Raw genomic sequence first — 24,374 nt, 5'->3', positions numbered from 1 at the left:
GGTGACGATCAGCCGATGATCCCGTTCAGCGTCGCCGAGGGGCGCATCACCGCTGCGGTCTTGTCGGCGTCGGTATGGTAGTAGCCGCCCAGATCGGCAGGTGCGCCCTGAACCGCCAGCAATTCTGCGAGGATCGCGGATTCGTTTTCGGCCAGCGCCGATGCGATGGGCGCGAAATGCGCGGCGATGTCGGCATCTTCGGTTTGCGCGGCCAGAGCCTCGGCCCAGTAGCGGGCGAACCAGTAATGGCTGTCGCGGTTATCGGGCTGGCCGACCTTGCGCGAGGGCGAGCGGCCATGATCGAGCACGCCCTGCGTGGCCTCTTCGACCGCCTTGCCCAGAACGCGGGCCTTTTCGTTGCTGCGCACATCGGCGAGGAACTTGAGGCTTTCGCCAAGGGCGCAGAATTCCCCGAGACTGTCCCACCGCAGGTGGTTTTCCTCGACCAGCTGCTGGACGTGCTTGGGCGCCGAGCCGCCAGCGCCCGTCTCGAAGAGACCGCCGCCCTGCATCAGCTTGACGATCGACAGCATCTTGGCCGAGGTGCCCAGCTCGAGGATCGGGAAGAGATCGGTCAGGTAGTCGCGCAGCACGTTGCCGGTGATGGCGATGGAATCCTTGCCCTCGCGGATGGTTTCCAGCGTCTTGCGCGTGGCGGCACGCGGGGCGAGGATCTGGAACTTGTCGGCCACGCCATGCGCCTCGAGGATCGGTTTGACATAGGCGATGAGCTGCGCGTCATGGGCGCGGTTTTCGTCCAGCCAGAAGATCGCCTCGCAGCCTTCGGCCTTCTGGCGCTCGATGGCCAGTTTGACCCAGTCCTCGATCGGCGCCTTGCGGGCCGAGGCCGCACGCCAGATATCGCCCGCTTCGACATTGTGCTCGTGCAGGACGTCGCCATTGGCGGCGATCAGGCGCACGGTGCCGTCGGCGGGGATTTCGAAGGTGGTGGGGTGGCTGCCGTATTCTTCGGCCTTCTGAGCCATCAGGCCGATATTCTGCACAGCACCCGATGTGCTTGGGTCCAGAGCGCCGGTCTGTTTGAAATATTCGATCGTCTCGTCATAGACGGGCGCGTAGGAGCTGTCGGGGATCACGCAATTGGTGTCGTGCTGCTTGTTGTCCGGTCCCCAGCCCTTGCCGCCGGCCCGGATCAGAGCGGGCATCGAGGCGTCGATGATGACGTCCGAGGGCACGTGCAGGTTGGTGATGCCACGGTCGCTGTCGACCATGTACATCGGCGGACGGTCGGCCATCACCTTTTCGATGGCGGCAACGATCTCGGGGCTGTCCTTGACGCGCTGCATCATGTCGCCGATGCCGGAATTGGGGTTCACGCCAAGCGCCGTGAGCTTGTCGCCATAGGTCTCGAAGACCGGCTTGAGGAATTCACGCACCGCATGGCCGAAGATGATCGGGTCCGAGACCTTCATCATCGTCGCCTTCATGTGCAGCGAGAAAAGCGTGCCTTCACGTGCGGTCGCCTCGATCTGTTCAGCGAGGAAGGCATCGAGGGCCTTGGCGCTCATGAAGGTGGCATCGACCACGGTGCCGGGGTGATATTCGACACCGTCCTTGAGCACGATTTCGGTGCCGTCCTGTTGTGTCAGTACGATGCGGGCGGGGCCGGCCTGTGCCTCGGTCAGGGTGGTGGAGCGTTCGTTGGAATAAAAGTCGTTCGCCTGCATGGTGGCGACGCGGGTCTTGCTGTCTGCGGACCATGTGCCCATCGAATGGGGATTGGCCTGAGCGAATTTCTTGACGGCGACGGCGGCGCGGCGATCCGAGTTGCCTTCACGAAGGACCGGATTGACTGCCGAGCCCTTGATCGCGTCATAGCGCGCGCGTGCGTCTTTTTCGGCGTCGGTCTGCGGCGCTTCGGGGTAGTCGGGCAGCGCATAGCCTTGCGATTGCAGTTCCTTGACAGCCGCGACAAGCTGCGGGACCGAGGCCGAGATGTTCGGCAGCTTGATCACGTTGGCTTCCGGAGTTTTGACCAGCTGGCCCAGTTCGGCCAGATCGTCGGGCTGGCGCTGCGCGTCGGTCAGATGATCGGGAAAGGCCGCGATGATGCGACCGGCCAGCGATATGTCCTTGGTGCCGATGGACACGCCTGCGGCCTGCGCAAAGGTCCGGATGATCGGAAGCAGCGAGGCCGAGGCCAGCTCGGGCGCTTCGTCGACCTTGGTGTAGATGATATCGGGAGTGTTGTTGTCTCGCATGGGTCAGCCACCTTTGTTCTGTCCCGCGCGTCATACGGCAAGACGGGCGAAACGGCAACGGTATACGCGGGTATACCGAAAAGAATTTTCATGACCGGTCGCGATTGGCTTGGCAGGCGCGCGCCAAGGGGGGCACGCCCGCGAATCAGGATGAAGGGGCCGGAACGGCGGTGCGTTTCCAATATGGAGACAATACGCGCCGAGTCGCAGGAATAGAGATTGATGCCGGTTAAGAGATTCATCTTAGGGGCGTGAATTTCTACCCAAGCGGGCGCAGGGCAGAGGTTTTTGGCCTTTGGCACAAAGGACTCCAAACTAAGGCGAAAATGTGGCAAGTTCGGCAATCGAGGGATGCTGTCCGTGGCGAGTTTGCTTTGCCCGGTCCCTTTTAAAGTAAAGATTCCCATTGTTATCCCGACATTGCACGTGGCCTTGGGCATTCTGCCATTTCCCAGAACACAGCCCTGTCCGCCTGAGCCAGACATATCTGGCACAACGATTTCAAAAGGGGGTGAACGATGTTCAGCCTGAATTTCAAAAACGCGATGCCGATTGCGATCATGGCCGTGGCTGGATTGATCTCATTCAGCACCCACGCAGAAGCAGTTACTGCGACTTACACATCCAACCTTTCCTGCAACGTTGTGGATGTGACCGGAGGTGGAAGCAATTCCAGCGATTGCTTTGGAACAGTTAGTGGCAATCCTTCGCAGATCGGCGCAAGCGCATTCGAAACAGCTACTTTTGTCGGTTATTTTTCCGATAATTCTCTATCTACGACAGGATTATTCGGCAAGACCGATTGGAACCTGATCGCAAAGAGAGACTTCGACCCGGTCCAGGTTGACGGGTTAAACGGCACAGAAGGCACCACACCCACAACCGGCTCTGATCCGGGAACATGGTCGCTGATCGATACCACGGCGTTGAACGCCTATGGCTATTCGGCCGTGATGTTGAAGCAGGGCAGCTTCTTTGCCGCATATCTTTTCGATGGCTCCCCGCTTCCGACCTCGGGCGAATGGTATACCGCATGGTGGACCAATAATCCCGGAGACGTGAGCAACATAAGCGTTTGGGCCGGTGGCAAGAGTGTGAACGGTCAAATCCCGGTTCCCGCAGGCTTGCCGCTGCTGCTGACGGCGATGGGTCTGGGTGGCTTCATGAACTGGCGGAAGCGGAAAACGGTCTGACCCGAAAACCATGAACGGATTGGCTGGGGCGCCCTTGTCGGGCGCCCCTTCGCAGTCTGGGGTGTTCCCGACGAGGTCAGCTTGCCCCCCCCCGGCAGAGACTGGCACTAGCCTGCGGCGGATCGGCATCCGGCCCTGAACGTTGGCAAGACAGGTCAAGAACCAAAGAGTTTCCCTAGGCCGAACAATGGCGGCGGGCGTGGACGCGCTTGCGCGGCGGATGTGCCAAGCGCCTGATAAAGCGTTGAAAATCATAGGCCTTCCGACACCCTGAGCCCCTGACAGGCGATACCGCAGCTGGACGGGTTCGCCCCAAGATCATCACAGACGCGTCAAACCACGGGATTTATTTGGTTTTCGGTCAAGAATCCGGTAACACTATGGCAGATTAATCCATGGTTTTTTTGCGCATTTCCGCGCCTCGCATTACAGGGCCTTTTTCGACCCATGACCGATATTCCCTCTGTTTCTCGCCGCACCGATATATTCGGACATTTCTTCCATTGGGGTACCTTCTGGCTGATTGTCGGCACCGTTGCCGCCGGGCTGTTCTTCTGGGAAGGGATCGCCGAGCTGCTGAAGGCATGGAAGATGCCCGAATACAGCCACGGCCCGTTGATCCCGGTGTTGTCGGGGCTGTTGTTCCTGCGCCAATTGAAAACCGTGCCAGTCAATGACGGCCCGGTGACCGACCGCTGGCCCGGTGTCGCGCTCTTGATCGTGGCGGTGCTGATGGGGGCTGCCGGCAAGATGATCGAGATCCGCGACATCGTGGCTTATGCGCTGATCCTGTGGGTGGGCGCGGTGCTGCTGATCAGTTTCGGCTGGAACACGGGCAAGCATTTCTGGCCGCCTGTGGTGCATCTGGTCTTCATGCTGCCGCTGCCGGGGGCGCTCTATTACGGGTTGTCGACCTATCTGCAGGGGATTTCGTCGGAGCTGGGTGTGTATTTCCTGCAGATGCTGCGGGTGCCAGTGTACCTCGAAGGGAACATCATCGATCTGGGCGTCTTCAAGCTGCAGGTGGCCGAGGCCTGTTCAGGGCTGCGGTATCTGTTCCCGATCCTCAGCTTTTCCTACATCTTCGCGGTGCTCTATCAGGGGCCGATGTGGCACAAGACCTTGCTGCTGATTTCGGCCGCACCGATCACGGTTTTCATGAACTCGGTCCGGATCGCGATCGCGGGTTATATCGTGAACAATTACGGGCTGGAATGGGTGGACGGCTTTACCCATTTCTTCGAAGGCTGGGTGATCTTCATTTCCTGCGTGCTGATCCTCTTTGCCTTTGCCTGGGTGCTGGTCAAGCTGCGCCGTGACCGGATTGGCCTGATCGAGGCACTGGATCTGGACACCGAGGGCCTCGGCACACAGGCCAAGCGCATCGGGCTGGTGCAGCCGTCGGTGGCGATGATCTTCTCGGCCCTTCTGGTGGGGGGGCTTGCCGCCAGCTGGCAGGCCATTCCGACACGTGAGGCGGCACAGATCAACCGCGAGCCTTTCCTTTTGTTCCCCTCCCAAGTCGGCGAGTGGCGCGCAGGCCCGCACCAGCCGCTGGAACAGCAGGTGGAACGCATTCTGGCCGCCGACGATTACCTGTCGGTGTCCCTGGTGAACGCCGCCAGCGCGGCACCGGTGGATGTGTTCATGGCCTGGTACAAGGATCAATCCGGCGGCGGCGTGCATTCGCCCGAAGTCTGCCTTCCGGGAGCGGGCTGGGAGATCGCCAAGCTGGACCAGATCGAGGCATCAGGCCTTGCGGGCGAGACGTTCACACTGAACCGCGCGATCATCCAGAAGGGCGTGGACCGGATGCTGGTCTATTACTGGTACGATCAGCGCGGCGTCAGGACCGCGTCGATGTATCAGGCCAAGCTGCAGCTGATGCTGGGGCGCCTTGTGAACGGCCGCGACGACAGCGCCATCGTGCGCCTGATCACCCCGATTGGCCCGAAAGAGGACATCTCGGTCGCCGAAGCGCGTCTGGTGGACAGCATGAACGCCCTTCTGACGCCCCTGCCCCGGTTCGTGCCGGGAGGGTGAGCGGGATATATTCACGTAGCTTGATCAGCTGTTTGCAGAGTTGAGGCCAGGAAATCTTCACGTAAACGGTGCATGCTGGCGTGCGAACGGCCACGCACCGCCGCCAATGTGTTCATAGCAAGCGAGCGTCGAAGGTCGGCAGAGGTGCTGAAAGCTTGGATCTGTTGTGCCAAGTCTTGGGCATTCTCCACATCAAATAGTAGCGCATCCTGCCCCTCGTGTACGATATCGCACACCCCTGACGTGGCGCTGGAGATTACCGGGACTCCCTGGCTGAAAGCATCAAAAATCACACGAGGCTGTTCCTGTTGGCGATTGGCCAAAAGAACCGCATGATATTCCCGAAGGAGATTCAAGAAGGGTGCGCCATAAGGCAGCGGGGGCCTAAATCCGACTTTGATAATGCCACGATGGCTTTCGGCAAAACGGCGACAAACATCAGCTAGCGGGCCAGAGCCAATTATATCAAGTGTGATCCGTTTGCCCTCGGCCAATGGGTTATCGATCAATAACTCCTCCGCGTACTCAATAGCATCAAGCACGATGTCTATTCCTTTGTCTTTCACCAATCTGGCAGGGAAGAGAATGCGGATGTCATCGTCCGGCAATTCGGCAAGGCGCAAGAGCTGTTCACGGTTCGAAATTATATTGTCTTCGTCAACCCACACTGCGGGAGCAATTAGGCTTCTTTCCGTTTCAATATCAAAGTAACGCCGATAAGCTTCTTGTGTGAATATTCGGGCGTCCGCACGGCGCAGACAAGCTCGGAGCAGCACTGAGTGAACATGGTGCGTCAGCCACTCGCGAATGGAAGGTCGACGAGCAACAGGCTTCATCCAAAAAGACGACTCGATGACCATAACCCATTGGAACCGGAAAATGAGAGAAAGTGGCAGAATGTAAAAAGACAGAGGGAAAGCCCACCCTGCACCTCCGGAATGGACTACGCGGCTCAGGCGAACAGCTGCAAAAACAGTGCGAAAATTCGGAAAAAAGTTCGACAGTGTAGACTTCAGCCCACCATCCTGCCGCAACGAAACAACCTGATTTGATGTGAGGCTTCGAACCTCGATTGCATCCTCTGGTGCCGCAGTGAGCGGTAAGACCGGACAGCAAAGCGCAAAAGGCGCTATATATTCGGTATGCAGTTCAAGATCCTTGCACCACAACTGATCCGCGAACAGACGTCCATCATCAGAAAGATAAACAGGAATACGCGTAAATAGGGTGTACGGACCTCGTATCATATTATTGTGCTAGTCTTATGAATCTAGCATATTCCATAGTCTGGTGCTCCTTGCTCTGTAATTATTTACTTTTCAATAAGTTAGTCTCATATCGCTGAGCTAATCGCTTCTAGGAGGTGAGTTGGATACGACTTCCTCCAATTTAACTTGTGAACCGGTGATCCAAGACTGTAGCCCTTCAGTTTTGCGCGATGAAGGGATGGTAGGATACTCAGAACAAGAGATCTGATTGGCTGCTCGTTTCGCAAAAAATACCATTGCATGGCTGTCGCAGGGCCGATTGCAATCTTATTCATCCGTTGCCAAGATCTTTTAAATTCAGGATCTGTCTGGACCAATTCGGCAAAAAGGTAGTGCGACCAGAAGTACTGATATCGACCTTCCAAGCTTCCACCTTTCCGCGTCGCCTCAAGGGTCTGGATAGCATCATTACAGACCGCCTCTTCGGCGCCCAACATTCTTCTCTCGCAACTCCAATACTCGAGGACGGCGGCGAACCACCGCTCCATTACCAGAGACCCCGGTCGCGCCACAAGAAACCAGTTGTCCAACAACCGATCCTCATCAGGAAAGGAAAATGTAAAAAAGTCAGAGCCATCAATTGCGCTAGGCAACCAATCACTCAACGGACGAACTGGAAAAACTGTTGCGTCCACCCAAATACCGCCAAATGTCTTGAGAAGGTGATATCGTAAGATATCGGAGTAAGTTTGGGGAATTAAATTCTGAAGATGCTCAGGCAAGTCAGCGAGAGTATTCTTTGCAGCCTCGCCATCTAGTACAATAAGTTGGTAATCTGGATTCAATTGACGCCAACAACGCCAATTGAATTGAACTATCTCTGGCGCCTGATCAGCACCTTGCAGCCAAAAGCTGTAAATACGCTTTGGAACTTCTTTAGACATGAATTAATTCTACTGATCCCAGCAACTACAACTACGTTGCAAGTATTTAACTGCTACTACAGGTGCCAGAGAGACTTTCTTTTTTCAACTTTTTTCGCTGAGTTATCCAGTAACAGCTCAGCAATTCATCTAAAGATTTTTCAATCCGAAAAAATGAAATCGTCGCTTTGCAGAATGGTCTGGACGCCATTTTCCGGAGAGGGGCGTTTGGGTGTATCGACCAGCCGCATCGGCTCGGGCCGCGCCGACGGCGCCGGACGCGACGGTGTGTCGACTGCGGCGTTCAGCATATGGAAAAGGCCCTGGCGCGTGCCGCGAAGGTGCTCGGGGACAGGTTGTGCCGCTTTCAGAAACTGCTCTTTTTGCATTCGATCCTCTGACATCAAGTCGAGTGATTTCCCATTTTGATTACATTACGCGGAAAATTGTTGAAAAGAAGGCGAAGATGCAGAGCTATGCGGGTTTTGGCCTAAAGCGTTCCGCCTTTAACCTGAGGCATCAGCTAAAGGCGGAACGCGTGCAACGATGGAACGGGGCACTGCATTTCGCGAAATCTGTGAGCCAGGTTTTTCGCGAAACGCTTTAATCCTGCCGGGTCATGCGCGCGCGACGGGCCGACCAGAAGAGCCCCGGCAGGATCGCGAAGCACTGTGCGTAGCGTTTGGTCAGCCGCACCGGATTGGTGGCCATGCGCCAGAACCATTCCATCGCGATCCGACGCACCCAGACGGGCGCGCGCTGTTGCGTGCCGGCGATGAAATCGAGCCCGGCGCCGATCGACACGAACCCGCAGCGAGGCAGCTTCTCCGCGCCCCTTATCGCGAGGATTTCCTGTTTCGGCGCGCCAAGCGCCAGAAAACACAGCCGCGCACCACTTGCGTCAAGTTCGGACAGGATGCGGTCCGCCTCGGCGCCTGAAGGATCAAAGCCGAAGGGTGGTGCGATCCGCGCCACGATCCGAAGGCCAGGGAGATCCGCCTGCATACGCTCCGCGGCAAGGGCAAGGGTGGCGTCGGTCGCGCCAAGAAGGGCGACGGGAACATCCGCCTGCCGCGCCAGATCGGCCAGCGGCATCACCAGTTCGGAGCCGGGCACAAGCTCGTCTGGCTGCCCCATGACACGTCGCAGCCAGACGATCGGGTTGCCATCGGCCACGACATGCGAATGCCTGGCATAGGCGTCGCGAAAGGCGGGGTGCTGGCGGAGCTTCACGATATGGTCGAGGTTGAGAGTGGCGACGGTGAAGCCCGTGCCCTCATCCAGCCGCTGTTTCAGGGCGGCGAGCAGCGTGCTGCGGTCAGGCGTGTTGACCAGCGACAGGACGTAAGGGTTCGCCAATGGCTCGGGTGGGAGTGTCATGCCGTCTTGTCTATCTGGCGTCGCCGATTTTTCCAGAGAAAAGTCGCTTGGTTGGGCCTGCAGGCGCATCGCCACGCGGAAAGCTAGAGTGGCTGATAACCGAAGACGGGAATAGCTCGGGCGTGGCGGTGATTATCAATGTATCAATATCCGCAAAAGCGGGGCCGGTCTTGTCTTTCCAACCCTTCCACTTGTCATCCGCCCTACCGCACGTTCGGCAATTTATCCATTGCCGAGCAATTGGGTTCGTTTCGGTAAATCGGGTTTCTGGCGTTATCATGGATCGGGCCGGCGTGGTTCATGGGTCTTTATACCTGCAATGCTGGCAGGGCTTTGGGGCCCTGTGGGTGAAGGGCGTTGAGCGGTCATCCATGGGCATGTGTTTGCCATGATAGACTGCGACTTACAACTCTGGTGCAAGATTGGTCTCGAGCCAGGCCACCCAGGCGCGGAAGGCACGGTTTCGGGCGGATATCGCCTCCTTGGTATAGCGCTTATGCAGCCGCGCCATGCGAGCAATGCTCTGCTTGTGCTCACGCATACGGAGCCTGACAAGGTACCGCACGGCCTCCTTGGGAAAGCTGAAATGCGCGCAGTCATCCTCGAGCAGCTCGACCCATTTGTAGATAGGATCCGGCTCCTCGGCCTCTGCAAGCCGACGTACGTTTTGCACACTGAGATGCCTGAGATGCGCCTCTGCCATGGCGAGGTTGAGCGCGAGGCGCCCCCGTTCGGTCTTCTTCAAATCGATCAGTGGCGGCGCCTCGGTGGTGTCAAGGATCACCCTCAGCCATGCCCGCACCAAGTCCAGCGGCGGCGCAGAGGTCAGCCCGTGGCGGCGGGCATTGCCCGCCGCCCTGGTCTTGCCGGTCTGCGTGCGCGGGCCCGTGCTTTTTTGAGCATTCGCCCGGTTCGCCGTGATCTGCCTGGCAGAGGTCATTCGACAATCTCCGCATCCTCGATCGCCTCCATGGCCGCGCGGATCGGAGATGCCTTTTGCAGCGCATCGAATTCCGCCTTGATTTCTCGACGGCGTTTCTCGAGGTTCCGAATTTGGATGCCAAGATTTTGAGCGGTGACTGTGACATGGATATGCACTTGTGCCATCAAGTACACCACATCAACTCCCATCGCCGCCAGCTTGGCCTCGAGTTTGGCAAGCTCATCCGGATCGGTTGACAGCGCCTGGCGCGCAAGCTCCAGGGCGTCTGCCGTCGCATCACTTTCATCGAACGGCTCGCCTTCCCACTCATCCCGATCGTTGCCTGCGGAAACCCACTCGTGAAACTCTGCATCCAACTTGTCTTCATGCGCCTGCTCCAGCGCGAGATATGCAGGCTTCTTGATCGAACTTGCCAGTCGATGGGCTGTCTCACGATCCAACATGCGTCGAAGTTGCTGCAACTCCCACTCATTGGCGATCAGGTTTTCCGCCACTGTGGTCTGAAGAGCTGTCGTGGGGTGCAAGTCCCGCAGATGCGCAAGCTTGAAGCGCTCATAGGAGGTTACGCATTGCCCCAGCAGGGGTGTGCGCTGTGGCAGAAGGTCGAGGAACGAGGCAAGCCCGAACTGGGCAGCATCGGTCGGTGTCGGGGGTGTCGTTGCTATTTGATTCATGGGTCAGTCTTCCTTTTGTTGTCAGTCATGCAGGCCACGAGCGGCCAGCGGTGAGGTTGCTCAATGATCGACACCAGAGGATCAGGAAGAGTGTCCGGCCGCTGGCGCCATAAAGGTCAAATCCGCAGCGCCGATCGGGGCCTCGGATCAAGCGTGATACTTTTGTCTCGTGCGGTAATCGCCTTCGCCAGGCGCGGGATGTCCTCCAGCCGGTCAAAGGTCACCAAGGCAAGCCGTGGCGTGCAGGGATGTTCCACAAAACTCAGCCCGAACTCGGGCACGTGCCACCCGCAGAGCGACCCTGTGCCCTCCTCGAACAGCCCGATCAGCGCCTCATAAGCCTCCGAGGTCGGTTTGTGACAGGCGTGCCACATGTGAAACGCCGCGTCCTGCTCCGACGGGGTATAGAGCGCCTCCCCTGAAAACATGCCCGTCTCGATCATGCGCCAGTGGTCGGGCTGCGTCAGGCTGTCGTTGGTGCCCTCACCGAAAACGCTATCGACCGCCTCGGGCCGTATAAGCGGCTGAAGGCAGGGCGGCGCGTCGCTCGCGATGATCAGGCGGCCTTGCGGGTCAGCATGCAGCCCGAGCCGCAGAGGGCGCCGGGTGTCCCTCAATGGCTGCAGTGGACGGGACAACGCGGGCAAGCCCGTCATCGTCCCGAGACCGGTCAGACTGGCCGCGACGGCCAGGAACACACGTCGTGTCAACATAGCGATCTCCTATCGAGACCGGCATGTGGAAGACCGAAGAGTGGGAAATGATCCCCTTGGTTGCCGTCATGGCCACATCTCCTTGTTCGGACACCACCTTGCCGGGATTAGCAGGTTGGTAGAGGCACAGGCCTCGTTCTTGATGTGCCATCACATTACCACAGGCTGCAGGGCCGTGAAAACGACAATTTTATCTTAGAGCCAATTTTTGAAATCTAGGCTAAGAAGTCGGCTTTTATTGCTGCCAATGACTGCCTTTCAATTCCGACGCGGCTTCACACGCGCGGGCACGCCAACCGCGATGCTGTGCGGGGGCACATCTTTTGTGACAACGGCATTCGCACCGATCAGGGAATGCTCGCCTATGCGGACATTACCCAGGATGCGCGCGCCGGCGCCGATATCGACATGGCCCTGAATACTGGGCAAGCCGCCTCCACCTTCACGCGTTCCGATCGTGACTTGCTGCATGATCAGGCAATTGGAGCCGATCCTGGCCTCGGGATGAATGACAACACCGTTGGGATGCGGAAGCATCAGACCGCCCTCGATCCGACAATTCAACGGGATCTCGGCCTGCGTGATGACAGACCAGAACTTGTGCTGCAGGACCCACCATTTTTGCTTGATCCGGGACAGCGGCGACGAATGGGCGCCCAAAGCCTGATATCCGCGGATTGACCGCAGCAATTTTCGAGAGGGATCCCAGAATCTGCGTGGCTTTTCCCTCGACCAGTCCGGTGTTTGTGCTGAAATCTCTGAATCATCAGTATTGGACATAGGACCTTTTCCGCCTGCATTTTCGCGCGTCATCCTATTCAAGCCGCGTTCACTCAATCCAAAAACAATTTTAACCTTATAAAATTCCAATAAACACCAGTAATTGCCCGCCGCCATTCAAGTCCATTACGCTGCGCAGAGCGCTCGGTGGGCAGGGTTCGTCCTTTGTCAGCGCGGCCCAGTCAATCAGAGCAAACGTATTTGTATCGCAACACCGGCTACATTGGCATGCGTTCTCGCCTTCGGAGCAAGTCCCAATCGGGCCAAGGGTATTTACCGGTTCCGGACAAGGTATTCGACACTCCGGGCATTTTAGACGAACAGCTTCCGCAGCCAGCGATAAAACGTCTGCTCCGTAACACCGATCTGGCGCGCCGCATCCGCGATCGTCATGCCTTGCCCTTGCAGAACTTCGATCTGACGCAGTTTCGATAAGATGTCTTCCGGCTTCTATCGCTTTCCAGCCATTCTCTAGTTCTCCAAATTGCGGAATAATCCTATCCCGGTTGGTGGACCACTTCACTGGGGCATTCCAATCTACGAGCCGGAACCGCTCTTCAACCTAGTTGAAACTGCGTATTCTCCGACGAAGACCATCAACTTTCCACATTACAAATCGCGCGGCGGGCTTGATCCTACCAAACCATAGAATGGAAAAAAATGTGTTGAACAAGCAAGTTTGCACAATAGGATTCACCAACTCTGAATAATGCTTTCCGTAAAGTTTTTCATGTTTGTTGTGGCCGCCGTGTATTGAATAAGCTATGCCAAAATCTTCATATGCGATAAATCGATGACGATGGTTTTTTATAATTGGATTTATCGCCAAAGTATAAGCTATTGGGCCGGATAATCTTAAAACGGCCGCCTTGCCAACTCCGCACTTAAAAGGCTGATATGAATTAATATTATCGCACACGCGGCTTATCACCGCCTTTAAAAACTCGTGTTTAGGCTCGGCAGCTATAAGCCAATTGACGAATTCCCCTCCACGGATGCTATTCAACTCTGGAGCGTCCTGTGTCCCAGCGGGCTTGTCACGATACGGGGGCCATTGTGCCAGCAAATATTGATCTCCTTCCATTAACATGTCGCTCAATGGCATTACCGACGTGGATTTAATGTCCAGGTAAATTCCTCCGAATTGGTAGAGAATAAGATACCTGAGCAAATCAGCACGACACGCATAGTAATTTGGATTAATTTTCAAATATGCCGAAACAACCTGATCGCTAAAATTCGCTAGAATAAAGCCTTGGGCCGCATCAGCATCATAAAATCTATATTCCCAATCTGGATTCCTGTATCGCAGCTGCGAAATTGATTTCTGTGTGACTTGCGGCAACGAACTCCATCCTTCAAGGTAAATTTGGTGTATTACTTTGGGTATGTTCATTCAGGGATCCTTCTTAAACTCTTTAAAATCCTTCAAGCCATAGGTTTGGTACAGTCGAGTTCTTTTCGAGTTCACAGCATGTTTTCCTTCTGGAAGAGAAAACATCAAATTTTTTACGTGGGCTGCAAACACGCCAGAAACCTTTTTGCAGCGTCTGTCCATTGATAGCCCTCAACCGCCTGAAACGCTGCAAGTGACATGGCCTTCCAAGCGCAGTTATCGAGGCACAAAACATCAACGATAGCCTCCGCCATGGACTCGGGATCGTCCACGTCTACTAAATAACCAGATTTGCCATGCAGGATAAAGTCCGGGGCGCAGCCGGCACGCGTGGCGACGACTGGGCAGCGACAAGCCATCGCCTCAAGTACCGGAAGACCAAAGCCCTCAAAGCGACTGCCGAAGAGATAGAGGTCGGAAGCAGCATAGATATCGCGAAGTGAAGTTTGTGGGGGGCTAAAATAAAATGTGGTATCAGGAGGTAAGGGCAGATCAGGGCTTGGCCTTTGCGAGCCAAATGCCAAAAGATGTATGTCAGGAAGCACTTGGCGAGCCAAATTCACCGCTTTCAGGCTGGTATCTGTGCCTTTAAATGATGTTTTAGAATACATCATGCTGACTGTTGGCCTAGTTCGTTTATCTCGGGATGCTGCGAAAAAAAGTGATGGATCTACCGCGTTCGGAACGAGCGAGACGTCGTGATCACCATAAAGATCCCGCATAGCGGACACTAACCAGCCGGAAACAGCTATTTTTTTTAGTGGCAGATAGTATGAACCAGCGCTGAAATGCGACAGGTTCGGGCTATGCACCTCGTGATGCTGGACGAAATAAAATTTCCGGCCTTTCGCATCGGACAGACCCGCCACCATATAGGCTGTCTCCCACAGCGTCGCGATGACGGCGTCGCCATCGGGGATGTCCTTATCTGTCAGCGGCATGTCCGTTTCCACCAGATGCAGCCGTGCTTTGAGGCCGTCGTAATGGCTTGCGCCGCGTTTTCGGGGAAGGCGTCCCTTGATCAACCCTTTGGCGACAGCTTTGGCGCCCGGCCTTGGCGGCACGCGCGCCACGACGGTCACGTCATGGCCCATCTCGGTCAGCAGATCCGCATAGATCGCAATCACGCGGATACCCCCGGACAGGTTGGGCGCCGGGCTGACGAAGGTGATTTTCATCGCGTACTGCCTCCGCGTGGTTGACCGGATACCTGTTTCGCGGCAGCGAAACAGGTGGCGAGGGTTCGGGCGTTGGTGTCGATGTCATGCGCGCTCTGCACGCGGGCGCGGCCAGTGGCGCCCTTGTCGGCAAGCGCCTGCGACGGGGTTTCGAGGCAGTCCGTCAATGCCCGAGCAATATGGTCGACCGACCCGGCCGGTATGATCCAGCCACAGCTTTCATCCACAAGCTCGGGGATGCCCGCGATATAGGTCGAGATGGCGGGACGGCCGAGGGCCAGGGCCTCCATGATGACCACAGGCAGCCCCTCGGCAAAGCTGGGCAAGAGAAGCGCGCGGGCGCGGCCCAGTTCCGCCCGCACCACATCGTTAGCCTGCCAGCCCATAAGCTCGATATTGCCCTCGAGCCCATGCCTGGCAATCGCCGCCTCTACATTGGCACGGCTTTCGCCATCGCCGATCAGACGGACCTTCACTTTGGGGTGGGAGAGAACGACGCGAGCGGTCGCCTCGACGATGAGCACCTGCGCCTTTTGCGGACAGAGCCGGCCCACGCAGACAAACGGCGCCGAGGCGTCAAAGCCTGCCTTGCTTGGCGGAAACTCGGACAGGTCCAGCCCGCAGCGCACGATATGGATCTTGTCCCAATGCTCCATCCCGGCGGCAAGCGTCAGCTGCACCCGGCAATAATGCGAGATCGCGGCGACGAACCGGGCCTCGGCCACTTTCAGCGCCAGAGACGAGCGACCCCAGTCGATGAATTCATCGGGGCCATGCGCGGTGAAGCTATAGCTCGGCCCGCCCAAGCGATAGCAAAGCAGCGCCACCGCAGCGGCATTGGTCGAGAAATGAGCATGGATATGCTCGATCCGGTCCGCCTTGGCCTGCCGCCTGAGCGAGACCGCTTCGAGCAGATAAGCCGCGTGCCGCACCACACCGCCGCCTGCATTGCGCACCAGCCTGCCCCAGGTGCCGATGGCGCGCGCAAGGCCAATCGGGTTGGTCACCGCCTCGGCCATGGCTCGGGTGAGCAGGCGCGGAACCTGCCCGGTGAGAAGATAGCGGGTCTTGGACTGTTCCTCGCGATCAAGCGGGTCCACCAGCGCATCCGCCCAACGCCGGACCGCATAGCGCATCACGGTGACCCCCTGCCCTTCCAGCGCCCGGATTTCCCGGCGGATGAAAGTGGAACTGGTCACCGGATATGTATTCAACAAATAGCCGATCTTCATAAAATGTCCTGCGGCAGGTTGCCTGCCTGATCTTGGCGTGTCTGCCGGTTTGTGCAGAAAGGTGGAGGTCGGGAAATCCTGTTTTTGCGTTCGATGGATAAAGCATAAATAACGGTAGGGTTACGTTTTGAGAACTCGGGAAAAGACATGAGTGTCAAAGGAAGAGGTTTCGTGACATTTATTCAAGTATCAAGAATTTCCACGGTCGAGTATTTTTGAGCGCCCCATTTGTCAGATCACGAGCACGCCATGACTGTCAGTCAAGAACACGACCCGAATTTGCTGAGCGTCATTATCGCCGCCAGAAACGAGGCGGGGTATATTGGCGACTGTCTGAACAGTCTATTGGGGCAGGATGATGAGGCCGGAGATGTCGAGGTCATAGTGGTGGCCAATGCCTGCACTGACGACACGGTGGGCGCGGCGTTGGCGACGCGCGGCGGCATTGAGGCGCGAGGATGGGACTTGCGCGTCATCGAAGAACCCAAACCGGGCAAGATCCATGCGCTCAATACCGGGGATCAGGCCGCAAAGGGCCAGTTTATGGTTTATCTTGATGCCGACGTCGTCTGTGACACAGACATGTTCGCGGCGTTGCGCGAGGTCCTCGCGCGAGATGAGCCGCTTTATGCAACCGGAACATTGAAAGTGACCGAGGCCCAAACTTGGGTAACTCGGCAGTATGCGAGGTTTTGGCAAAAACTTCCTTTCGTTCAGGGTGGTGCGGTTGGCGCAGGGCTTTTCGCGGTCAACCGTCCGGGCCGGGAACGTTGGCAGGCGTTTCCGGATATCATCTCGGACGATACATATGTCAGGCTGAACTTCGCCCCAGAGGAACGGATCGAGGTCTTGCCCAAGTATCATTGGCCGATGGTTGAGGGTTTTGGCAATCTGATCAAGGTGCGCCGGCGGCAAGACGATGGGGTTGCTGAAATTGTGAACTTGTATCCGGAATTGGTGAGACATGACGACAAGAAGCGTTTGAGGAAGACCGATATCATCGGACTTTTTTTGCGGGACCCAGTCGGGTTTTGCGTCTATGGAGGCGTTTCAGTAGCCGTGCGTCTGTCGCCCGCAAGAAGGCAGTGGGCACGGGGGCGATAGTTCTTTACCGTGCATCCTATTGGCAAAGACTTAATTCAATTCGGACCAGGCACCTAGACCGGAACAATTTTTGCGAGTTTGGCTTCGTTGCATATCAAGAGCTATTTGTATCAAACCGTATAACGCCTTCGCCTTCAAAACTTCAAAAACACGTCGCCGCTGGATAGTTGAAAGAGCAAGTTTATAAGGGTGGTGCGGTAGATAAAACCTATTCCTCTTCTACAGCGTTGCTGGTAGAGATCAATCTAAGTTTGCCCCAATACGACTGGTGTAAAACCCGCAATCGGGCCTTCGGACACTGAAGCTTTTTATAGCCCCCGCTCCGAAGCTCAATCTTGGACATCTTGGAGAGAAATCCGGAGACCAAGCTAGGTCTTTGCGCCTTACCAGGGGTCCAAAACCTGCCCAAGAATGTATTTAAAAATAAATTTTCAACACGGATCGGACGTACATCACGAATTGAACCAGACGCATTACTTTTAGATCCAGGGTTGTGGCTCCCAATTTGGATTGCTGCCGCAGCGAACCTATCCTTTTCTTCAAAAAGATGGCGGGTCGTTAATGCGTTTTTCTTTAGAACGTCAAAATCTAGGTAACGGATATCTGTCAATCCAGCCGCTATAAGCTTGTGCTCAAGGAAGTCATAATCATAGCATCGGGCGGCGTTTCCACGACAAAAGGCCCGATAGCTCCACTGCTCATGGAAAGGAAGCGAGTGGAACACTTCTTGATAGAGCGAAGGAAGAGCAGATTGAGGATCACGCAGAGTGACCAATACCGTAACGGAAAGTCCGGAGAGAAGTTTACCAAGGGATCCAATCTTTTCAATCCAACAGACGCCATCGGATGTCACAGTAAAAAATTCTTCAGACACCAAGATAATGCTACCATCTTGAAGGGCGCGTTGCAGGTGCCCTTTCAGCGTCACATCCGTTTCAACCGTAGATATATGCTGAGAGAGTATCCATTCGTGCATACTTTCTGCCAGACTGCCAGCGTTACGGCTGCGTGGCTGATATGCACCACCGTAAACCAAACCGGCACCTGCAAATTCCTCAAATGCCAGCTGGAGACTAGTGGTTCCCGTTTTCGGCGGACCAATAAGAACAAAAAAATGACCCTGATTCAAGGCAACAGCCCGTTCCATGGCTTGCTTTTTGCTACAAGTGGTTTGCAGGCCGCGGACCCTAGTTTTCTGTAAAAATATCGCAAGGCGCACCTTGGTTTAAGAAAAAAATTCACATTGTCATACGTTGGAGGACAATAAGTGGCATGCCTAACCCTGATTATTAACCAGCACCTACAGAACTCCCAAAAACTCAGTTTTTGCGATTTCCTAGCTAGTTTTAACTCACGCAACAGTGCTCTCACATGAGACTTTAAATTCAGTGGGTCTAGCCCTCTTTCAGCCCAACTATCGCCTGAGGCTCGCGTAAGGTAAAGCACGGTTCGCGCTGTAGAATATGCAACGTCACCAAGAATTGCAGCGCGCATTGGGAGAATTCTATCCTCTGTTTGGCACTCGTCGGGGATTGCAGCGGGCCAGTGGAAGCAGTCCCGGCGGTAAGCATACGTTGCCCCATTTCCCGTACCTCCACCTAGGAATGCATGTTGAGACAACGTGATCGTCCTCAGGAATACTGGGAGTTCCATAGGAGATAAAAGAGTTTCATCAACATCAGTTAACCTCATGTCGAAAAATCCAGTATAAAGTGCAAAAATATTAGGATAGTCGGTGAAGACTTTAGCCACATGTTCAGCCCGATAAGGCAATGAGACATCATCTCCTGCAGCCATAACAATTATTTCGCCAGATGAGACCCCAGCGACGTCGTTTATATGGCGGATCAACCCTTTATTTTTGTCACTTCTGCGCACCTTGACGAAGTGGGGGCCATCATATGATGCGGCCATTTCGCACATTATTTCAAAAGTTCTGTCGCTTGAGCCGTCATCTGATAAAATGATCTCTAATGGACTATACGCCTGAGAAAACGCTCCTTTGACCGCTTCGCGCACAGATTGTTGCTGATTGAAGGCAAATAATGCAATTGTAATTAAAGGCCTTTCCACTGCGTCACCCCATTTTTCAAATTCGCTCCCAAAAAAGGGAAAAACAGAGAATACTCGTACCAACCAATAGTCTGCATTTGAGAACCTAAGGACAATCGAGCGCGCCTGATGGTCGCTTTATGCGTAGCTTTAGCTTTAGCTTTTTAAGCGGCTTAGACATTCTGAAAAGGCGCATCTTTATTACTAACGGTTAATTTTATTGAATAATGTGCGATACCAATGCGCCGCTTGGGCAAATCCGGGCATTACGTCATACCACTTGTTGCAGTGTATATCAGTCCGCGAGGCCCGTTGCACAGCGATCTCGGGCTCGAAGTAGTAAGCGCCTAAGTTCGGATTGCTTTTTCTGAACCAAGAATATGCTCCATCTACATGCATCGGTCCGCCTTCCGGATGGCCAGGGGGGCGAGATGCGATTGTCTTGAGATATGCGGCGGCAGACCCAATCGCGGGAGCAGCGAGGCCGATGAAATGTGTCTGCGTCAAACCAGTCTCAGGCGAAAGCGGCCGAAGGACCGGTCCTGCGTTTCTGGCATTCGACGACCTAAGACCGCCATGAACAAAATGCCAAGTTTTACGGTCCAGTTCCTCCAGTGCGTTCACGCCAGCATGAATGAATCTGGATGTCCAGTCCATGTCGTCTTCCAATATCAAAACACGGTCCAAGCCGGTTTCCAACGCCAAATCAAGCACACCGAGATGGCTCATGAAGCAACCTTGGGCACCGACGGACGGCCAACCACCCGCTTCGGATGGCTTGACAGCATTGAAAAACGATATCGAAGGATGCCCGGTGCTGAGACCTACCCGCGCCAATTGGCCTTCTATTTCACGGCGCCGATCGGCGCGGTCGGAAAGATTGATGATATAAATATGCTGGAAAACGTCCAGAATCTTCTCTCCAACACTCTCATTTTTATAGCGCTTTTGAAACATAATTTTCCAAAAAAGAGTTTAGACATAATTTAGCTAAAATCCCAACAGATGCCTAGGTGGTTCAAATTTCAACTTTTATCAACTATTGAGCGAGCACCATTTGAAATAGCTGTAAGGAAAGTTGCGGTTTTAATTTTAATTTTCGACACAATCTTATTTCAGTCTCTGAACGCTTTGCGCGCCGGACATTGGATCTACGTTGACATACAACGCTCAAGCGTTTTCACGAATGGTTAAAGCGAGGGCCCGTTAAAGCCATTGAAGATTGATGCCAGTATTTAGGCACATTCAGAAATGCAATCAGTTCAACCAAACTGGATAAGAAATTCGAGTCACTTATGATCTAGAAACAACGATTTAAAATGCTTCTCATGCCGCAAGACCACAATAAAGGGCGTTCACGATTCAGCTTTTGATTAAAAATCCTTTCTTAATACGCTTCATATCCACCTATCCAACCCACTCGTAAGTTATAGAACCGATTTGAGCTGCCATATGCCCAAACCCGGAATTTTTTGTAAGGATCAAATGACAACAGCGAGACAACAGCAATAGGTCATACATCGCGTCTCGCACACCATCACCTTTATCGCGTCTAGTACTTTCAGAGAAAACACATCTATCTCCAAAATACTCCAAGAAAGGTTCAAGCTCCATGCGGCTGGCGTCGGACGCCAAATAAATCCCCGCATCGGACCGCCTCTGTAAAGCCAATTCTGCAGCTTCGATATAGCGTTCAATTGGAACGGCCATTCGGAACTTTACGAAATCACCGCGACGCACTTGCACACCGATCATTGGGCGTGCCCATGATGAAACCGCGTGCCCTACTCGTGTCAAAATATCGCTTCGCACTGTCAAGCTGGTTTCGAATAATTCAACGAATGCGCCTTCACCGCCAATGCGATCAATCATGTTCCTCATGTAAATATACTGCCAATCAAGATCGAGCACGAGAAGGTCACATTGTTCGTGCTTAAGGGTGTCCAGATCTTCGCTGGCCTTGTCAGTCTTTGCTTTATATCCAAGCACCTTCAGGGTTTCGAAAGACCACTCAGGCTGAATGTTGGAAAATAAATCACTGAATTCAGCGGCGCATTCGGGAGTTTTCTGCCAAACTGGAACCAGTGTCCGACCCAAGCATTTAGCATAATGGGCCGCTACAATATGCGCCTTGATCCGGTTGGTCATACCTTGCATCACAAGATATGTGAGGTACTTCTTGCCATCGGCTCCATTTTTGAACTGGCCTTCCAGTGCCTGAATGATTTTACGTCGTCGCAGGGTAGTGCGGCCTAAGTTATAAAAGTCCAGCACAGGCACTGGAGCAACGCTTTTCAACGCTTCACGAACCGAAAAGGCCATTAAATAGCTTCCTAAAAACGTTCAATGCGAATCTAAAATCGAGAATCTTCTTTAAACATCGGACTTAGGCGCAGTAGTGAGACTTGAGAATCTTTTCATAAGTGCAACATTGTAATCAAGAGCACACTTCGTCACCCATCATGTTTATATTCAATGATGTTCGGGGTTTGGCCTAACATTACACCAATGTGAAACTGCAACACCCCCAACGCCTCGGCAAACTTCCCCAACACCATGAAAAACGCCTGTGGCCAATCAAGGGGCGGGCCGGATTTGAGGCCGATCCGTACGATTTGCAGCGGGTAAAGGACCAACCCCAGTAGCGCCCAGGGGCTTATCAGCACAGCCGCCAGGAACAGCACCAAGGGCAGCACTGCCCCCCAGATCAGAGCGCGGCGGGTTTCCCTGACCCAGTGGTGTTCGGGAGGGGCGCCATGGAGCGAGGCGCCCAAGGCAAAGGCATAGCCGCCACGGCGGGTGCGGGTCCACCATTGCGAGAATCGCATCATCGCGGCGTCGTGCCATGTCATTTCGTGATCCAGCCGCCAGACCTCCCATCCGGCGGCACGAAGGCGGACGCAAAGCTCTGGCTCTTCGCCGGCGATGAGGCCTGGGTTGAAGCCGCCCACGGCCTCGAACGCCTGCATGCGCATCAGAGCGTCCCCGCCGCAGGCCTTGGCGCGACCCACCGGCGTGTTCCACTCGGCGTCACACAGGCGGTTGTAGAGGGATGCTTCGGGGAACCTTTCGCGCCTGCGGCCGCAAGCAACGGCGGCCGTGGGATTTTCCACAAGGAAGGCTGCGGCATGGGCAATCCAGCCGTCGCGCAATTCGCAATCACCATCCATGAACTGGATCGCATCGGGCAAGCCCGACTGTCGCAACCGATCGACGCCTGCGTTGCGGGCGCGAGCCGCGGTGAAGGGCTGTGTCATGTCGAGCGTCACCACCTCGGCACCCGCCGCACGGGCCGCGTCGACGCTGCCATCGGTCGACCCGGAGTCGACATAGACGATGCGGTCCACCCCGTCAGGCACCGACGCCAGAGCACGGATCAGCCGCGCGCCTTCGTTCCGGCCGATGATAACCAGCCCTATGGTCAGCCCGGCGATCATGAGGCCACGAACGGGTAGCAGATATCGAGATCGGGGCGGTCGGGGAAAAGCCTGCGCAGCTCTGCATAGTCCTTGGTGAAGACCTGTTGCAGCCGTGCGACGTTTTCAGGCGACAGGCTTGGCCTTTCGGTCATCTGGCGGCTTTTCCTGATCCGGTCCCGCAGAGCTTGCGGGATCAGCGCCCGGCGCAGGGCTTGGGCGATCACGTTGTCGATCAGAAGCCCATGCAGCGGGAAGCGGCGGATACGCTCGGATGAGGCGTTGGTGCGGGCCTTTTCCTCGATCCAGACGGGCGGGGCGGTGTAGCCGATGAAGTCGCAGACGCGCTGCAAGCTGTGCTGTGGCGCGCGGTGCATATCCTCGAGCGAGAGGATCAGGATATTGTCCGCGCCGAAATGGTCCGCATAAGGGGCGATCTGGCGGGCATAGCAGCCATAGGAGATCAGTTCCGGGTGGCTGTCCAACGCGGCATCCAAGGGATCGGTGATGACGCCCATGGTCCATTCATGGATATAGTGGCTGACCGCGCGGGCCAGCGGATCGCGGATCATGTAGATCAGCTTAGGCGCCTCAAGCACCTGCGACATGCGGGAAAGGGTTTCGGGATAGGTGGGCAGTTTGGTGTAATGCGTGCTGGCCTCGCCCTTCAGGTCTCCCGGGGCGGCATCGGCAAAAAGGCTTTGATACCAGCCCATCCCCTTGGCGAAGACGGGATCGTCGGAAAAGAAATTCGGCTCTTTCGGGTCGGTCATGAACAGGCCCGCCTGCGCGCCCAATTGCGCCGCCATGGTGCTGGTGCCGCATTTCATCGCGCCAAGGATGATGAAATCGGGCAGAGTGTCCTGCGATCTAGCTGTCACGGCGATCCCCCAACGGCGTCAGGACGTTGATCCAGATATCGCGGAACTCTTGTGCGGTGGCGGGTGGGACGGGCTTGCCGACCAAACGCCGCAGTTGCGCGATGCCACGGCCCAGATGCCACATGAGATTGGCCATCAGCAGGCCCGCACGGCCATGCATCTGGTAAAGCACGCGGGTTCGGGAGGCATAGTAATAGGCCGGCAGGCGCTTGCGGGCGGCTTGCGACGCCTTGACCGGCCCGCTTCCGCCACGGAAATGCACCGCGCAAGCCTCGGGCGCCAGGCAGATGCGCCAACCCGCCTGACGCGCGCGCCACGAATATTCGACATCCTCGAAATAGAGAAAATAGCCTTCGTCCATCGGGCCGATCTGTCGGATCATCTCATCGCGCAGAAGGATGCAGGCGAAACTGGCCCACTCGACCTGTGAGGGGTTCGGGGGATTGTCCAGCGGCACGTCGCGGGACCGAAACAGCCGGGTGACCGGCCCGGTCGCGGCCCCGCGGATCAGCTCGCTTTTGGGCGAGGGAAAACGGAAACAGCTGATCTGGCGGGTGCCGTCGTCATACTCGATCCGCGGTGCGAAAAGCCCGCATTCGGGATGCGCCTCGGCCGTGGCGAGGATCGCATCGAGGAACCCGGGCTTGAGGACCGCATCGGAGTTCAGGACAAGATGATAGGCCGCCTCGCAGGCCGCGATCCCCTGATTATGCCCGCCGGAAAACCCGGAATTGGTTTCTGAGGCGACCAGTTGAACGCGGGCAGGCTCGGGCAGCGAGGCGATGAAGCCGCGCAGTTTGTCCACCGAGCCGTCGCCCGAGGCGTTGTCGACGATCGTGATCATGTATTGAGCCTGCGAGCCATCCTCGAGAACCGAGCGCACGCATTGCAGCGTCAGCTCCGCCGTGCGGTAGTTGATGATCGACACGTTTATCTGGACACTAGGGGTGGTCGATTTGTCAGGCGAGGTCACAAATTGCTCCGTTCCGGCATGGTATCAGCGCGTCCAGGCCGTAAAATTCACATCAGTATTTTC

General features: G+C 55.7%; 22 protein-coding genes, 1 pseudogene and 1 riboswitch. Of the genes and pseudogenes, 3 read left to right on the top strand and 20 right to left on the bottom strand.

Going from position 1 to position 24,374, the window contains the following annotated elements; genetic code table 11:
- Positions 1-8: 8 nt before the first annotated feature.
- Positions 9-2,222: an NADP-dependent isocitrate dehydrogenase gene (locus F3H35_RS16340; protein ID WP_149780615.1), complete on the bottom strand. Its 2,214-nt coding sequence runs from the start codon at positions 2,220-2,222 to the stop codon at positions 9-11.
- Between the two features lie 518 nt (positions 2,223-2,740).
- Between F3H35_RS16340 and F3H35_RS16335 the strand changes: the two genes are divergently transcribed.
- Positions 2,741-3,415, top strand: a complete 675-nt coding sequence (locus F3H35_RS16335) for a PEP-CTERM sorting domain-containing protein (RefSeq protein WP_149780614.1) — start codon at positions 2,741-2,743, stop codon at positions 3,413-3,415.
- A 447-nt stretch (positions 3,416-3,862) separates the two neighbouring features.
- Positions 3,863-5,458, top strand: coding sequence for a VPLPA-CTERM-specific exosortase XrtD (gene xrtD, locus F3H35_RS16330; RefSeq protein ID WP_149780613.1), 1,596 nt, complete (start codon positions 3,863-3,865; stop codon positions 5,456-5,458).
- Positions 5,459-5,469: 11 nt separating this feature from the next.
- Here xrtD and F3H35_RS16325 read toward each other — a convergent pair whose 3' ends face one another.
- The 12 genes and pseudogenes from F3H35_RS16325 to F3H35_RS16275 all read right to left on the bottom strand — a co-directional run bounded on the left by F3H35_RS16325 (position 5,470) and on the right by F3H35_RS16275 (position 15,885).
- A complete protein-coding gene (locus F3H35_RS16325) occupies positions 5,470-6,705 on the bottom strand; it encodes a glycosyltransferase family 4 protein (RefSeq protein WP_149780612.1) in 1,236 nt (411 codons plus the stop codon).
- Positions 6,706-6,791: 86 nt separating this feature from the next.
- Positions 6,792-7,610 carry a capsular polysaccharide synthesis protein gene (locus F3H35_RS16320; RefSeq protein WP_149780611.1) on the bottom strand — a complete coding sequence of 273 codons (819 nt, stop codon included), beginning with the start codon at positions 7,608-7,610 and terminating at the stop codon, positions 6,792-6,794.
- Positions 7,611-7,750: 140 nt separating this feature from the next.
- On the bottom strand, positions 7,751-7,900 hold the full coding sequence (locus F3H35_RS18935; protein ID WP_188130010.1) for a hypothetical protein: 150 nt from the start codon (positions 7,898-7,900) through the stop codon (positions 7,751-7,753).
- Between the two features lie 292 nt (positions 7,901-8,192).
- Positions 8,193-8,969 carry a WecB/TagA/CpsF family glycosyltransferase gene (locus tag F3H35_RS16315; protein ID WP_149780610.1) on the bottom strand — a complete coding sequence of 259 codons (777 nt, stop codon included), beginning with the start codon at positions 8,967-8,969 and terminating at the stop codon, positions 8,193-8,195.
- Between the two features lie 403 nt (positions 8,970-9,372).
- Positions 9,373-9,909 (bottom strand): HAD family hydrolase, encoded by a 537-nt coding sequence (locus tag F3H35_RS16310; RefSeq protein WP_149780609.1) that lies wholly within the window; start codon positions 9,907-9,909, stop codon positions 9,373-9,375.
- Entirely contained in the window at positions 9,906-10,586 is a 681-nt protein-coding gene (locus F3H35_RS16305) for a hypothetical protein (protein WP_149780608.1), read from the bottom strand. Before F3H35_RS16305 ends, F3H35_RS16310 begins: the two co-directional genes overlap by 4 nt.
- 116 nt (positions 10,587-10,702) lie before the next feature.
- A complete protein-coding gene (locus tag F3H35_RS16300) occupies positions 10,703-11,299 on the bottom strand; it encodes a hypothetical protein (RefSeq protein WP_149780607.1) in 597 nt (198 codons plus the stop codon).
- A gap of 46 nt (positions 11,300-11,345) precedes the next feature.
- A riboswitch (SAM-I-IV-variant riboswitch) is annotated at positions 11,346-11,450 on the bottom strand.
- A 107-nt stretch (positions 11,451-11,557) separates the two neighbouring features.
- Positions 11,558-12,196, bottom strand: coding sequence for a serine O-acetyltransferase (locus tag F3H35_RS16295; protein ID WP_223228451.1), 639 nt, complete (start codon positions 12,194-12,196; stop codon positions 11,558-11,560).
- Between the two features lie 207 nt (positions 12,197-12,403).
- Positions 12,404-12,517, bottom strand: a pseudogene (locus tag F3H35_RS19060) (helix-turn-helix domain-containing protein); the annotation flags it as partial.
- A gap of 124 nt (positions 12,518-12,641) precedes the next feature.
- Complete coding sequence (locus tag F3H35_RS16285) at positions 12,642-13,475, bottom strand: glycosyltransferase family 32 protein (protein ID WP_149780606.1); 834 nt, start codon at positions 13,473-13,475, stop codon at positions 12,642-12,644.
- A 113-nt stretch (positions 13,476-13,588) separates the two neighbouring features.
- On the bottom strand, positions 13,589-14,653 hold the full coding sequence (locus F3H35_RS16280) for a glycosyltransferase family 4 protein (RefSeq protein ID WP_149780605.1): 1,065 nt from the start codon (positions 14,651-14,653) through the stop codon (positions 13,589-13,591).
- Positions 14,650-15,885: a glycosyltransferase gene (locus tag F3H35_RS16275; RefSeq protein ID WP_149780604.1), complete on the bottom strand. Its 1,236-nt coding sequence runs from the start codon at positions 15,883-15,885 to the stop codon at positions 14,650-14,652. The genes F3H35_RS16280 and F3H35_RS16275 overlap by 4 nt, the downstream gene beginning before the upstream one ends.
- Before the next feature lie 249 nt (positions 15,886-16,134).
- Between F3H35_RS16275 and F3H35_RS16270 the strand changes: the two genes are divergently transcribed.
- Positions 16,135-16,989: a glycosyltransferase family 2 protein gene (locus tag F3H35_RS16270; RefSeq protein WP_149780603.1), complete on the top strand. Its 855-nt coding sequence runs from the start codon at positions 16,135-16,137 to the stop codon at positions 16,987-16,989.
- A 208-nt stretch (positions 16,990-17,197) separates the two neighbouring features.
- Here F3H35_RS16270 and F3H35_RS16265 read toward each other — a convergent pair whose 3' ends face one another.
- The 7 genes from F3H35_RS16265 to F3H35_RS16235 form a co-directional block, all read right to left on the bottom strand.
- Positions 17,198-18,136 carry a hypothetical protein gene (locus F3H35_RS16265; protein WP_149780602.1) on the bottom strand — a complete coding sequence of 313 codons (939 nt, stop codon included), beginning with the start codon at positions 18,134-18,136 and terminating at the stop codon, positions 17,198-17,200.
- Positions 18,115-19,125: a glycosyltransferase family 2 protein gene (locus F3H35_RS16260; protein ID WP_188130009.1), complete on the bottom strand. Its 1,011-nt coding sequence runs from the start codon at positions 19,123-19,125 to the stop codon at positions 18,115-18,117. The genes F3H35_RS16265 and F3H35_RS16260 overlap by 22 nt, the downstream gene beginning before the upstream one ends.
- Positions 19,126-19,245: 120 nt before the next feature.
- Positions 19,246-19,998 (bottom strand): glycosyltransferase family 25 protein, encoded by a 753-nt coding sequence (locus F3H35_RS16255; RefSeq protein WP_149780600.1) that lies wholly within the window; start codon positions 19,996-19,998, stop codon positions 19,246-19,248.
- A 450-nt stretch (positions 19,999-20,448) separates the two neighbouring features.
- Entirely contained in the window at positions 20,449-21,363 is a 915-nt protein-coding gene (locus F3H35_RS16250) for an O-fucosyltransferase family protein (protein WP_149780599.1), read from the bottom strand.
- A 131-nt stretch (positions 21,364-21,494) separates the two neighbouring features.
- On the bottom strand, positions 21,495-22,478 hold the full coding sequence (locus tag F3H35_RS16245; protein ID WP_149780598.1) for a glycosyltransferase family 2 protein: 984 nt from the start codon (positions 22,476-22,478) through the stop codon (positions 21,495-21,497).
- Positions 22,475-23,338, bottom strand: a complete 864-nt coding sequence (locus F3H35_RS16240; RefSeq protein WP_149780597.1) for a sulfotransferase domain-containing protein — start codon at positions 23,336-23,338, stop codon at positions 22,475-22,477. The genes F3H35_RS16245 and F3H35_RS16240 overlap by 4 nt, the downstream gene beginning before the upstream one ends.
- Positions 23,328-24,266 (bottom strand): glycosyltransferase family 2 protein, encoded by a 939-nt coding sequence (locus tag F3H35_RS16235; RefSeq protein WP_223228450.1) that lies wholly within the window; start codon positions 24,264-24,266, stop codon positions 23,328-23,330. Before F3H35_RS16235 ends, F3H35_RS16240 begins: the two co-directional genes overlap by 11 nt.
- Positions 24,267-24,374 lie beyond the last annotated feature (108 nt).

Origin of the sequence: Roseovarius litoreus (genome assembly GCF_900142765.1) — a bacterium.
Lineage (GTDB): Bacteria > Pseudomonadota > Alphaproteobacteria > Rhodobacterales > Rhodobacteraceae > Roseovarius > Roseovarius litoreus.
This window is presented reverse-complemented; position numbering and strand designations above follow the sequence as displayed.

What these genes read in the sequence shown, in the direction of transcription:
- F3H35_RS16340 (WP_149780615.1), bottom strand. Translation starts at nt 2,222, where the DNA reads ATGCGAGACAACAACACTCCCGATATCATCTACACCAAGGTCGACGAA.
- F3H35_RS16335 (WP_149780614.1), top strand. Translation starts at nt 2,741, where the DNA reads ATGTTCAGCCTGAATTTCAAAAACGCGATGCCGATTGCGATCATGGCC.
- xrtD (WP_149780613.1), top strand. Translation starts at nt 3,863, where the DNA reads ATGACCGATATTCCCTCTGTTTCTCGCCGCACCGATATATTCGGACAT.
- F3H35_RS16325 (WP_149780612.1), bottom strand. Translation starts at nt 6,705, where the DNA reads ATGATACGAGGTCCGTACACCCTATTTACGCGTATTCCTGTTTATCTT.
- F3H35_RS16320 (WP_149780611.1), bottom strand. Translation starts at nt 7,610, where the DNA reads ATGTCTAAAGAAGTTCCAAAGCGTATTTACAGCTTTTGGCTGCAAGGT.
- F3H35_RS18935 (WP_188130010.1), bottom strand. Translation starts at nt 7,900, where the DNA reads ATGCTGAACGCCGCAGTCGACACACCGTCGCGTCCGGCGCCGTCGGCG.
- F3H35_RS16315 (WP_149780610.1), bottom strand. Translation starts at nt 8,969, where the DNA reads ATGACACTCCCACCCGAGCCATTGGCGAACCCTTACGTCCTGTCGCTG.
- F3H35_RS16310 (WP_149780609.1), bottom strand. Translation starts at nt 9,909, where the DNA reads ATGACCTCTGCCAGGCAGATCACGGCGAACCGGGCGAATGCTCAAAAA.
- F3H35_RS16305 (WP_149780608.1), bottom strand. Translation starts at nt 10,586, where the DNA reads ATGAATCAAATAGCAACGACACCCCCGACACCGACCGATGCTGCCCAG.
- F3H35_RS16300 (WP_149780607.1), bottom strand. Translation starts at nt 11,299, where the DNA reads ATGTTGACACGACGTGTGTTCCTGGCCGTCGCGGCCAGTCTGACCGGT.
- F3H35_RS16295 (WP_223228451.1), bottom strand. Translation starts at nt 12,196, where the DNA reads ATGGCGGCGGGCAATTACTGGTGTTTATTGGAATTTTATAAGGTTAAA.
- F3H35_RS16285 (WP_149780606.1), bottom strand. Translation starts at nt 13,475, where the DNA reads ATGAACATACCCAAAGTAATACACCAAATTTACCTTGAAGGATGGAGT.
- F3H35_RS16280 (WP_149780605.1), bottom strand. Translation starts at nt 14,653, where the DNA reads ATGAAAATCACCTTCGTCAGCCCGGCGCCCAACCTGTCCGGGGGTATC.
- F3H35_RS16275 (WP_149780604.1), bottom strand. Translation starts at nt 15,885, where the DNA reads ATGAAGATCGGCTATTTGTTGAATACATATCCGGTGACCAGTTCCACT.
- F3H35_RS16270 (WP_149780603.1), top strand. Translation starts at nt 16,135, where the DNA reads ATGACTGTCAGTCAAGAACACGACCCGAATTTGCTGAGCGTCATTATC.
- F3H35_RS16265 (WP_149780602.1), bottom strand. Translation starts at nt 18,136, where the DNA reads ATGGAACGGGCTGTTGCCTTGAATCAGGGTCATTTTTTTGTTCTTATT.
- F3H35_RS16255 (WP_149780600.1), bottom strand. Translation starts at nt 19,998, where the DNA reads ATGTTTCAAAAGCGCTATAAAAATGAGAGTGTTGGAGAGAAGATTCTG.
- F3H35_RS16250 (WP_149780599.1), bottom strand. Translation starts at nt 21,363, where the DNA reads ATGGCCTTTTCGGTTCGTGAAGCGTTGAAAAGCGTTGCTCCAGTGCCT.
- F3H35_RS16245 (WP_149780598.1), bottom strand. Translation starts at nt 22,478, where the DNA reads ATGATCGCCGGGCTGACCATAGGGCTGGTTATCATCGGCCGGAACGAA.